Annotated in this window: 14 protein-coding genes; all 14 read left to right on the forward strand. The window is 68.3% G+C overall.

Translation table 11 applies throughout. The features are described 5' to 3' along the window. Positions 1-3 precede the first annotated feature (3 nt). The 14 genes from flgB (at position 4) to ACP7AR_RS08520 (ending at position 10,995) form a co-directional block, all read left to right on the forward strand. Positions 4-345 carry a flagellar basal body rod protein FlgB gene (flgB, locus tag ACP7AR_RS08455; RefSeq protein ID WP_426184677.1) on the forward strand — a complete coding sequence of 114 codons (342 nt, stop codon included), beginning with the start codon at positions 4-6 and terminating at the stop codon, positions 343-345. Beyond that, positions 342-734 (forward strand): flagellar basal body rod protein FlgC, encoded by a 393-nt coding sequence (locus tag ACP7AR_RS08460; RefSeq protein WP_426184679.1) that lies wholly within the window; start codon positions 342-344, stop codon positions 732-734. The genes flgB and ACP7AR_RS08460 overlap by 4 nt, the downstream gene beginning before the upstream one ends. Further along, positions 734-1,039 (forward strand): flagellar hook-basal body complex protein FliE, encoded by a 306-nt coding sequence (fliE, locus tag ACP7AR_RS08465; protein ID WP_426184681.1) that lies wholly within the window; start codon positions 734-736, stop codon positions 1,037-1,039. The genes ACP7AR_RS08460 and fliE overlap by 1 nt, the downstream gene beginning before the upstream one ends. Further along, positions 1,039-2,670 (forward strand): flagellar basal-body MS-ring/collar protein FliF, encoded by a 1,632-nt coding sequence (gene fliF / locus ACP7AR_RS08470; RefSeq protein ID WP_426184683.1) that lies wholly within the window; start codon positions 1,039-1,041, stop codon positions 2,668-2,670. The genes fliE and fliF overlap by 1 nt, the downstream gene beginning before the upstream one ends. Continuing rightward, positions 2,667-3,671, forward strand: coding sequence for a flagellar motor switch protein FliG (gene fliG, locus ACP7AR_RS08475; protein ID WP_426184685.1), 1,005 nt, complete (start codon positions 2,667-2,669; stop codon positions 3,669-3,671). Before fliF ends, fliG begins: the two co-directional genes overlap by 4 nt. Further along, a complete protein-coding gene (locus ACP7AR_RS08480; RefSeq protein WP_426184687.1) occupies positions 3,661-4,266 on the forward strand; it encodes a FliH/SctL family protein in 606 nt (201 codons plus the stop codon). Before fliG ends, ACP7AR_RS08480 begins: the two co-directional genes overlap by 11 nt. Then, positions 4,263-5,558: a FliI/YscN family ATPase gene (locus tag ACP7AR_RS08485; RefSeq protein ID WP_426184688.1), complete on the forward strand. Its 1,296-nt coding sequence runs from the start codon at positions 4,263-4,265 to the stop codon at positions 5,556-5,558. The genes ACP7AR_RS08480 and ACP7AR_RS08485 overlap by 4 nt, the downstream gene beginning before the upstream one ends. After that, positions 5,555-5,977: a flagellar FliJ family protein gene (locus ACP7AR_RS08490; RefSeq protein ID WP_426184690.1), complete on the forward strand. Its 423-nt coding sequence runs from the start codon at positions 5,555-5,557 to the stop codon at positions 5,975-5,977. Before ACP7AR_RS08485 ends, ACP7AR_RS08490 begins: the two co-directional genes overlap by 4 nt. Further along, positions 5,974-7,362, forward strand: coding sequence for a flagellar hook-length control protein FliK (locus tag ACP7AR_RS08495; protein WP_426184692.1), 1,389 nt, complete (start codon positions 5,974-5,976; stop codon positions 7,360-7,362). Before ACP7AR_RS08490 ends, ACP7AR_RS08495 begins: the two co-directional genes overlap by 4 nt. A 14-nt stretch (positions 7,363-7,376) precedes the next feature. Beyond that, positions 7,377-7,814, forward strand: a complete 438-nt coding sequence (locus tag ACP7AR_RS08500) for a flagellar hook assembly protein FlgD (protein ID WP_426184694.1) — start codon at positions 7,377-7,379, stop codon at positions 7,812-7,814. 33 nt (positions 7,815-7,847) lie between these two features. Further along, complete coding sequence (locus tag ACP7AR_RS08505; protein ID WP_426184696.1) at positions 7,848-9,008, forward strand: flagellar hook protein FlgE; 1,161 nt, start codon at positions 7,848-7,850, stop codon at positions 9,006-9,008. Positions 9,009-9,122: 114 nt separating this feature from the next. After that, positions 9,123-9,374 (forward strand): flagellar FlbD family protein, encoded by a 252-nt coding sequence (locus tag ACP7AR_RS08510; protein WP_426184698.1) that lies wholly within the window; start codon positions 9,123-9,125, stop codon positions 9,372-9,374. Next, a complete protein-coding gene (locus tag ACP7AR_RS08515) occupies positions 9,374-10,180 on the forward strand; it encodes a motility protein A (protein WP_426184700.1) in 807 nt (268 codons plus the stop codon). Before ACP7AR_RS08510 ends, ACP7AR_RS08515 begins: the two co-directional genes overlap by 1 nt. Continuing rightward, on the forward strand, positions 10,177-10,995 hold the full coding sequence (locus ACP7AR_RS08520) for an OmpA/MotB family protein (protein ID WP_426184702.1): 819 nt from the start codon (positions 10,177-10,179) through the stop codon (positions 10,993-10,995). Before ACP7AR_RS08515 ends, ACP7AR_RS08520 begins: the two co-directional genes overlap by 4 nt.

A 10,995-nucleotide genomic window follows, 5' to 3' on the forward strand; every position in this document is an offset into this window, starting at 1 on the left:
TTCGTGTTCGATTCAGTGACCATTTCCGCACTCACCAGTGCGCTCGATGGCCTCGCGCTGCGCCAGCGCGCCATCGCCGACAACATCTCCAACATCAACACCCCGAACTATCACGCCAAGCGCGTGCAGTTCGAGGAGGCGTTGGCGGATGCCGTGGCATACGGCGACGGACGCGTCGCCGCGACGGTCGGCGATTCGCTCGAGCCGACCCGCCTGGACGGCAACAACGTCAACCTCGACACCGAGACGCTGTCCAGCATCGACACGATGCTGCGCTACCAGTTCGCGACGCAGGCCGTGAACAGCTCCTTCTCGTCGATGCGCACGGCGATGAGGACATCATGACCTTCGACGCCATCGGAATCGCCGGCACAGGTCTCACCGTGCATCGCAAGTGGCTGGACGCCATCAGCGACAACATCTCCAACATCAACACCGTCTCGTCCACCGCCGGAGACGCGTTCCGCCAGCGGTACGTGCTGGCCCAGACAAGCGCGGAGTCTCCCGGGGTCTATGTGGCCGGCACCGCACTCGGCGATGCCGAGGGGCGCCTCGTGCACCAGCCCGATCATCCGCTCGCTGATGCTGACGGCTACGTGCGCTATCCCGACATCGATCTCGGCGACCAGATGAGCCAGCTCATCCTCGCGCAGCGGGGCTACCAGGCCAGCGCTGCGATCGTCGACCGTGCCCGCAACGCCTACGAATCCGCACTCCAGATCGGACGCAGCTGATGGCTTCCATCCCCAGCATCGAGAGCATCTCCTCCGCCCTCTCGCTCACTCCCACCGCGGCGACGAAACCGGTCGCAGGTGACGACTCGGCATTCGCGGCGAGCATCACCGGTGCGATCGACGAGCTGCAGGGTCTGCAGAGCGAGTCGAACGCGCTCAAGGTAGCAGCCGTCACTGGTGACCTCGATGACATCCACACCTCGATGATCGCGTCCTCCCGTGCTGCGGTCACGCTCGAACTCGTCGCCGCAGTGCGCAACAAGGGCGTCGACGCGTTCAACGAGATCATGAGGATGCAAGCCTGATGCCCCAGGCCGTCACGAACGTGTTCCAGCGGATCGGGCGCGTGATCGCGGGCTTCACGCTCGCGCAGCGCACGATCGCGATCATCGGCGTCGCCGTGCTCGTGCTGGGGATCTTCGCCCTCTCCAGTTGGCTCACCCGCCCGACGCTCACCCCGCTGTTCTCCGGCCTGAGCGCCTCCGATGCGAACGCGGTCGTCGAGCAACTGCGTTCGGCATCGGTGCCATACGAGCTCAGCGGCGGCGGATCGACCGTGCTCGTGCCCGAAGGCGACGTCTACGATCAGCGCCTCGCAGCCGCGGCAGCGGGACTGCCGACCTCCAGCTCAGGCGGCTACTCCCTGCTGGATGACATGGGCGTCACCACCTCGGAGTTCCAGCAGTCCGTCACCTACAAGCGCGCCATCGAGGGCGAACTGGCCGCGACGATCTCGGCACTGGACGGCGTGAGCGCGGCATCAGTGCAGCTCGCCATCCCCGAGGAGAGCGTGTTCGTGTCGGAGACCATCGACCCGACCGCATCCGTGTTCGTCGAAACTGGCGACAGCACCACCCTCACGAACAAGCAGGTCGAAGCGATCGTCCACCTGACGTCTGCCGCCGTCAGCGGCATGAAACCCGAGAACGTCGCCGTGGTCGATCAGAGCGGCCAGACGCTGTCGGCTGTCGGCGCGGGTGCGATCGGTGGAATCGACCAGCAGGCCGGTGACTACGAGGCTCGGGTGACGCACAGCGTCCAGCAGATGCTCGACACGGTACTGGGCGCCGGCAACTCGAAGGTCACGGTGGTCGCCGACATCGACCGGTCCGCGAACGAGCGGCTCGATGAGACGTACACCCCGGCAGAGGGCACGCCTCCGCTGACCGAGCAGATTCGCAGCGAGACCCAGAACGGCACGTCGAGCGAAGCCGGGGTCCTCGGTCCGGACAACATCGCCGTGCCGAGTGAGGACGCGGACGGCACGTCCGAGTCGACCGATGAGACCCGCACCAACGCCGTGAACAAGTCGACCCAGACCACGAGCACCCCGGCAGGCACGCTCCGCCGCCAGTCGGTGTCCGTCGCAGTGGACCTCGGTGCGTCGGCCGACATGAGCGCCGAGAAGCTGAACGATCTCGTCTCGGCTGCTGCCGGCATCGACCCCGACCGCGGTGACACGCTCAGCGTCGAGATGGTGGCATTCAGCGAGACATCCGCAGAGGCCGCACAGGCGGCTCTGCAGGCTGCCAAGGAAGCGGAGACCGCCGCGCAGCAGGCCGCCCTGCTGAACACCATCGTGATCGCCGCAGCGATCGGGCTGCCGTTCCTCGCTCTCGTGATCGCCCTGATCATGCGAGCGCGCCGGCGCCGCAGCGCTGCCGCCGAGTTCGATCAGCTGTTCGGAGACCGCCCTCCCGCGCTGTCGACGTTCAGCGCAACCGCACCGACCGCTCTTCTCGAGTCGCCGACCGTGCCGCTGTCGATCACGGAGCCGGAGCCGCAGCCTTCACCTGGCGAGCTGGAGATCGAGCCAGAGCCTGCCCAGGTGAGCCTGGAGCACCGCCGGGCGGAGCTGGATGCACTGACCCGTCGGGATCCCAAGCGCACTGCGGAACTGCTGCGCACGCTGATCGATGACAGGCAGTCGGTGTGAACGCGTTGAATGACCGTCAGACGGCTGCGGTGGTGCTGATGAACCTGGATCGCATGCATGCGATTGAGGTGATGAAGCATCTCTCCGAAGCCGAAGCAGAAGCACTGGCATCCGAGATCATCACCCTGCAGGGCGTCACCGCTGAGACCACCTCTCAGGCCCTTGGCCGGTTCCACCAGCTGGCGAAGGGTTATCTGCCGCCGGCGCGCGGCGGACGCGACATCGCCGCGCGACTGCTGGAGGCCTCGTTCGGCGCCGAGCGCGCGGCCGCAGTGCTCGGACGCGTGAACTCGACATCGGCGAACTCGTCGTTCGAGTTCCTCAGTGCTGCAGATGCCGGGCAGCTCGCGACCCTGCTGGACGGCGAGCTGCCCGAGACCGTCGCGCTCGTCCTGGCGCACCTGCCGACCGACCAGGCCGCGGCCGTTCTGGCCGCTCTGCCCGACCCCGCGCGCACCGATGTCGCGCATGCGATCGCCACGATGGGCACGGCAACGCAGGAGGCGATCTCGATCGTCGCGGATGCGCTGAAGACGCGCACCGGTGTGCTTGCCGCTCGCGATACACCTGAGACGCTGGGCGGCGTCGCACCCCTCGTGGAAATCATCAACCGCTCAGACGCCACGATCGAGAAGGCACTGCTCGCGAGCATCGAAGAGCGCGACAGCGCCCTGGCCGAAGACATCCGCTCACGCATGTTCACCTTCGTCGACATCGTGAAGCTCGAAGACCGGGATGCGCAGAGCGTACTGCGCGGCATCGATCTGCGCTCGTTGGCGCTCGCTCTCAAGGGTGCCAACAATGCGATCGCGGATGTCATCCGCCGCAACGTCTCCGAACGCAATCGCGAGAACCTCGAGGCGGAATCGCGCGCGCTCGGCCCTGTCCGCATGTCGCAGGTCGAAGAGGCCCGCGCCGAGATCGTCCGCACGATCCGCGCGCTCGAGGCCAGCGGCGACATCACCGTGCAGCGCACCGACGAGGACGAGTATGTCAGCTGACGCATTCTCGCCGTCGGTGTTCCCGCGGCTGCATGCCGCAGGTCTCAGCGCCGAGCGGGAGCAGGCGCGTGTTCGCGGGTATGCCGAGGGCCATGCGGAAGGATTCAGAGCGGCATCCGCCGCCGCCGCGGCCGCGCACGCACAGGCGGAGGACGAGCGCCTCGCCAGGGCTGCCGACGCCGATCGCACGCTCCAGCAGGCTGTCGATGCACTGCATGCTGCCGCGCGGGCGCTGAGTGATCGTGAACGCGACGTGACGGCGACTGCGCAGATGCAGGTCCTCGAACACGCCATCGAGCTCGCCGAGCTCATCCTCGCCGGCGAGCTCGCGGATGCCGAGGCCTCTGCCGCGGCGGTCGTCAGACGGACGATGTCGGTCGTCGACGAATCCCACGTGCGCGAGCTGCGGGTGCATCCCGATGATCGGGGCACCCTGGAACGTCACGACGCCCTGCCCGCCCCGTTCACCTTCGTCGCGGACGAGACGCTGTCACCCGGCGATGCCGTCATCCTGCTCGAGAGCGGACACATCGATGCCCGCATCGGTGCTGCGCTCGAGCGTGCCCGCCGTGCGTTGAAGGAGCATCGCGCATGAACGCGTGGAGCGCCGCCCGCAGCGCGGTACTGCCGGAGCGGGTCGGTGAGGTCTCCCAGGTGCGCGGGCTCGGCGTGCACGTGCGCGGACTCGACGGTGCGATCGGTGACGTGGTCACCCTCGGCGCTGACATCGACGCCGAGGTCGTGGCCACCGGCGATGACGGGCTGCGTTGCATGCCGCTGGCGTCGATGTCGGGCCTCACCGTGGGAACCCCGGTTCGCTCCAGAGGCGGCGCGCTTCGTGTGCCGACGGGGCGGGGACTTCTCGGCCGTGTGCTCGACGGGCTCGGCCGCCCCATCGACGGCAAGGGACCGGTCGTCGGCGCACAGGTGGGGCTCGCCCACGAGCCGCCGTCGATCATGGGGCGCGACCGCATCGAGTCCCCCCTTCCGCTGGGTGTACGCGCACTCGACACGCTGGCCAGCGTCGGTCGCGGTCAGCGCGTAGGGCTGTTCGCCGGATCAGGCGTCGGCAAGTCCTCACTTCTGTCGATGGTCGCTCGCGGCACCGAAGCGGAGGTCACCGTGATCGCCTTGGTCGGCGAGCGCGGGCGCGAGGTGCGCGAGTTCATCGAGGACGACCTCGGCGCAGAGGGTCTGGCGCGCTCCGTCGTGATCGTCTCCACCTCCGATCAGCCTGCGATGGCACGCATCCGCGCCGCCTTCACCGCCACTCGCATCGCCGAGGCTTTCCGCGATGAGGGCGCCCACGCCATTCTCATGATGGATTCGCTCACCCGTGTCGCGATGGCGCAGCGTGAGATCGGGCTCTCCGCGGGCGAGCCGCCTGCGACCCGCGGCTACCCGCCGTCGACGTTCTCGATGCTCGCCGGCCTGCTCGAGCGTGCAGGCACCGATCGCGGCGGCTCTGTGACCGGGATCTACACCGTGCTCGTGGACGGCGACGACCACAACGAGCCGATCGCGGATGCCGTGCGCTCGATCCTGGACGGCCACATCGTGCTCGATCGCGCCCTCGCCCTGTCAGGCCACCACCCCGCGATCGACGTGCTCTCCTCAGTGTCGCGCGTCGCGGGGAAGATCACCTCGTCCGAACAGCGTGCCGCCGCGACGGCGCTGCGGTCGGTGCTCGCCGCCCGACGCCGCGCCAATGACCTCATCGACATCGGCGCATATCAGTCCGGCGCGGATGTCAAGATCGATGCCGCGATCGCGAACGAGCGGGCGATCTCACGGTTCCTCACCCAACCACTCGACGAGAGCAGCCCGATCGAGGAATCCTGGCGTCGGCTCGACGACCTCGTCTCGGCGTTCGGAGATGTCTCATGACTCGAGGATTCTCGCTCGCCGGCCTGTTGCGCGTGCGCCAGATCCAGGAACGCGCGGCAGCGCAACGGCTGTCGCGTGCGGTCATCGACGCGCGTCACACCGAAGCGCGCGACCGGCACCTGCGATCGGCGCTCGCCGGCGAGGGCACGGATGCCGTCGATGTGCGCTCGCTCGCCGCATTGGCCGCCGCACGCTCCGCCGGCCGCAGCATGCTTGCAGACCTCACCGCACTCGCCGAGGTGCAGTCGCAGAGCGTCGATGAGGCCAGGGCCGAGCACGCTGAGGCCCGGCGGGCCATGCGCGGTCTTGATCGCCTGGCCGAGGCCCATGCCGTGCGGGCGCGCACCGATGAACTGCGCGTAGAGCAGGCCGAACTCGACGAGATCGCGTCCCGTTCGCGGACGGAGGGTGAGCGATGAGCCTGGTGAGTGCGTTCGGCGGGCTCATCGGACGAGCCCCACGCAGCGACGCGTCGGCGACGCCTGCATCATCGCCCAGCCCTGGGGCGATCGCCTTCGCGGATGCTGTCGCCACAGTGCCGCGTGAGACGCAGGCTGCCACCGGATCGAAGCAGTCGGCAGACAGTCCGGGCGCAGCGCTTCTCGAGGTCCCGCTCGGTGACGGAACCGCCGTCTCCGGGCCCGTTGCGGACGCACCGCCGCCTGCCGACGCACCGGCATTCCTCGACGCACCGCCGTTCGGCGAGGCGCTGGCGTTCAACGCTGCGCTGCCCGCCGCGCCGGTTTCGACTGACGGCAGCTCTGCGTCCGCTGAGGTTCCGCTCGCCGAACCGACGAGCGGCGCCACGTCGTCGAACAGCACCGTCAGCACCGTTTCGTCCAACGGCACCGTTTCGTCCAGCAACACCGCGTCGACTCAGCAGGTAGCACTCGCGACGTCGGCACTCGTGCCCGCACCGTCAGGCCCATCGACGCCGTCGACCGGATCCGCGCCGTCGAAAGTGTCGGCGCCAGCAGCATCGTCACCGATCGCGGGTGCTGCACTCCCCTCCGCCGGATCGCAAGCCACCGCGACCGCCGCGATGGAGGGCGCGTCTGCGCACTCGCCCGTTGCCCACACCCCCGATGGTCAACTGATCGAGGCACACCCTCGCGCGATTCTGACGCCCGTCGATGCCACCGCGACCACGCCCTCCCCGTCTGCCGGCCCCCTGCGCGCCGACGCGGCCGCGATGCCGGCCGACTCGTCCACTGAAGGGATGACGCCGGTCGGAGGAGCATCCCCGGTCGCGCCGACGACGGTGGCATCCGTCGGCTCGGCGGCGGCCGTCGCGACTGCCCGTCCGACCCTGATGCCGCAGATCGCGACCCCCGTGCTCTCGCTGGCGCAGGCCGCCGACGGCGATCACCAGCTGACGCTGACCGTCTCACCCGAGAATCTCGGCCCCGTCACGGTGCGCGCGCACATCGCCGGAGGCAGCATCCGCATCGAGCTGCATGCGCCGAACGATCTCGGCCGCGACGCGCTGCGCGCTGTGCTCGCCGACCTTCGACGCGACCTTGCTGTGGCGGCCCCGAACGCCACGCTCGCAGTCTCGACGCACGACGGCCTCACGTCGTCGACCGGCCAGCAGAATTCAGGCCAGCAGGGTTCCGGCGGGCATCAGAACGCCGGTGGGCCGGGACAGAACAGCGCGACCGGCCAGCAGAACAGCGGCTCGTCCCCTGCCGATCGCGCCCAGGAGCGCGGCGGTGCCGCGACGCGCACGGGTGCCGGTACACAGCCCGACACCACCGCCACCGCCTTCACGACGCCGCACGGCGGCATAGACGTCTACGCCTGACCGAGAGGAATCCCATGACCACTGTCGACGCGATCAACGCGGCATCGACCGTCCCCACAAGCGGCCTGCACAACGGCACGACGACACCCGCGACCGAGCGCAAGCAGACGCTCGACTCCGAGGTCTTCATGAAACTGCTGGTCACGCAGCTGACCAACCAGGACCCGAGCTCTCCGATGAACACCAACGAGATGATCTCCCAGACCACCCAGTTGGCATCGATGGAGCAGCTCACCGCCCTCGCCACGACGACGACGGAGAACTTCGCTCTCAGCATGCGGCAGACGGCCGCCGCCCTCATCGGGCAGGAAGCGCAATACGTCGACGCCAAGGGCGTGGAGAAGTCGGGCATCGTCACGGCCGTCTCGTTCGCCAGCGGCGTCCCCCTCGTCACCATCGGCGACACCGCCGTCCCGCTGGATTCCGTCTCCGGCCTCAAGCTCGTCCCCTGATCCTCAGACCCACCCCTTCAGAAAGGCACCATCATGCTCCGCTCCCTGTTCGCCGGCATCTCGGGTCTGCGCTCGCACCAGACCATGCTCGATGTCACCGGTAACAACATCGCCAACGTCAACACCACGGGCTTCAAGGCGTCCGCCGTGCAGTTCCAGGACTCCCTCTCGCAGCTGCTGCAGAACTCGATGATGCCCCAGCAGGGTGCCGGGGGTCAGAACCCCGCCCAGGTCGGCCTCGGCGTGCAGGTCGCCGGAATCAGCACCAACTTCGCCGCTGGCGCTCCGCAGCCGACAGGTGTTCCCACCGACCTCATGATCGTCGGCGACGGCTTCTTCGTCGTGCAGTCCGGCGGCGAGACGCTGTACACCCGAAACGGCGGCTTCTCGTTCGACGCCAGCGGCAAGCTGGTCTCCGCCGACGGTGCACTCGTCCAGGGCTGGACAGCGCAGAACGGCGCGATCGTGCCCGGCCAGGGCGTCGGCAGCATCACCCTCCCGGTCGGGGCGCTGAGCCCGGCTACGGCGACGACCGGCGCTGCCGTCACCGGCAACCTGCCATCAGAGTCGGCCGTCGGCACGCAGCTCGTGCGCGACGTGCAGGTCTACGACGCCACCGGAACGGAGAGCTCCCTGCGCCTGACGTTCACGCGGACCGCCACCGGCTGGGACGTCGCCGACGGTTCCGGAGCGACCACATCGCTCGCCTTCGTCGACGGCGTGCAGACCGGGAGCGGCTCGCTGGTATCAGGAGGCATCACGGTCGACCTGGCGAAGGTGACCGGCTTCGCCGACGTCAGCGATGTTGCGATCACCGAGCAGAACGGCAAGGCCGCCGGCACGCTCAGCTCGTACGCGCTGACGAACGACGGCAGCCTCGTCGGCACCTTCAGCAACGGTGAGACAGCAGTGCTCGCCCGCCTCGCTCTGGCAGGTTTCGTCAACCCTGGCGGACTCGAGAAGGCCGGCTCCTCGCAGTTCCGGCCGAGCGGCAACTCGGGCCAGCCCACGATCGGTTTCGCCGGTACCGATGGGCTCGGCGGCGTCATCAGCGGCGCTCTCGAGATGTCGAACGTCGATCTCTCGCAGGAGTTCACCAACCTCATCGTGGCTCAGCGCGGGTTCCAGGCGAACGCGCGCATCATCACGACGAGCGACGAGGTGCTGCAGGAGCTGACGAACCTGAAGCGCTGATCCGGCTCCGGTCGCCGCGCTAACGCACGGCGACCGGCAGCCGACAGTCACCCACGACGGCCCAGGACGGGCCGTGCGGTCCTCGGCCTTCGGTGCGGGGACAGAATTTCCAGGATGGAGCCCATGATCGTCGTCACGCGCCTGAACCAGTCCCGGTTCGCGCTGAACCCTGACCTGATCGAGCGGATCCAAGCCACGCCCGACACCACGATCATCATGGTCGACGGGGCGACATTCGTCGTCACCGAGACGATGGACGATCTGATCGCGAAGATCACTCGCTACCGTGCGAGCGTTCTTGCCGCTGCAGCGAGCTGGACCCTCACCGACACGTCCGAGGCCGACGACGCCGAGGCGGTGCGCTGATGGATCCCTCCCTCATCATCGGCCTCGTTCTCGCCTTCGGCGCCCTGCTGGCCATGATCGGCATCGAGGGCGCCTCGATCACCGCTCTCCTGCTGCCGGCGCCCATGATCCTCGTCTTCGGCGGAACCATCGCCGTCGGCATCGCAACGGGAACGATCCGCGACTTCCTGAACGCGATCAAGGCCCTGCCGCGCGCGTTCCGCGGTGATCGCCGGACGGCAGCCGGCATGATCGACCAGATCGTCGGCTACGCCGACACAGCACGCTCCCAGGGCCTCCTCGCCCTCGAGCAGTCACTGGGCGACGAGACGGATCCGTTCCTGCGCCAGTCACTGCAGAGCATCGCCGACGGTGTGGATGCCGAAGACCTGCGCACGCTGATGGAGGATGAGATCTCCTCTGCTGCGGCGCGCAACCGCACGGCATCCAAGTTCTACATGACCCTCGGCGGGTTCGCACCGACGGTCGGCATCGTCGGAACCGTCGTCTCGCTGACGCACGTGCTCGAGAACCTCAACCAGCCCGACGAGCTGGGGCACATGATCGCCGCCGCTTTCGTCGCGACGCTGTGGGGCCTGTTGTCGGCGAACTTCATCTGGCTCCCCATCGGTGGCCGGCTCCAGCGGCTGGGTGAGCTGGAGGTCGAGCGGATGACCCTGGTCATGGAGGGCATGCTGGCCGTCCAGGCAGGGTCCCCGCCGCAGTTCGTGGGCGAGCGCCTCCGAGCACTCGTCGCGCAGCCGCCGACGAAATCCAACCGCAGGGGTGCGGACCGAGGGGCAGCGGATCCGGCACCGACGCCATGAGCGTCCGGACGCGGCGACAGGTGCCGCACGAGGAGCACAGCGGGCCCGACGAGCGCTGGATGGCGTCCTACCTCGACATGATCACGGTGCTCATGTGCCTGTTCATCGTGCTGTTCGCGATGTCCACTGTCGACCAGAAGAAGTTCGAAGCCCTCAGCGCGTCGCTCGCGACCGGGTTCGGACAGGATCCGTCGGAGTTCGCCGACGTGGCCGAGGGCGTCGTCGTCCCGCCGGAGCTCGTCGATGAGAATGGCGAACCCGCCGACCCCGACCTGAACGCCGCCGTCGTCGAGTTCGAAGAGCTCTCCGCGCTGCGCGACAAACTGCGCGATGTGCTCGCCCAGAACGGACTGGAAGCCGACGTCACCTTCACCATCGACGACCGTGGTCTCACGATCGGTCTCGTCAGCGCCGAGACCTTCTTCGAGACCAACAGCACCAACCTCAGCGGCAAGGCCGTCTCGGTGCTCGACGCGCTCGGCACCGTGCTGGTCACCGTCCCGAACGATATCTCGGTCGAAGGTCACGCTGATCACCGCGTCGCCACTGCCCCGTTCGCGACGAACTGGGAGTTGTCGTCCGGCCGCTCGACGCAGGTGCTCCGGCATCTCGTCGAGTCCGGCGGCCTCCCACCCGACCATGTGAAATCCGTCGGCTACGCCGACACCCGCCCGATCGCGGACGGGTCCAGCCCTGACGCTCTAGCGAAGAATCGACGAGTCGACATCGTCGTCCTCTCTCAGGTGAAAGAGGAGGTGCGCACGCTCATCCCGTCGGTCCAGTCTTCGGCGGGAGGCTCCAAGCCGAGCCCCTGA

Source organism: Microbacterium sp. TWP3-1-2b2 (genome assembly GCF_049896145.1).
Taxonomy (GTDB): Bacteria; Actinomycetota; Actinomycetes; order Actinomycetales; family Microbacteriaceae; genus Microbacterium.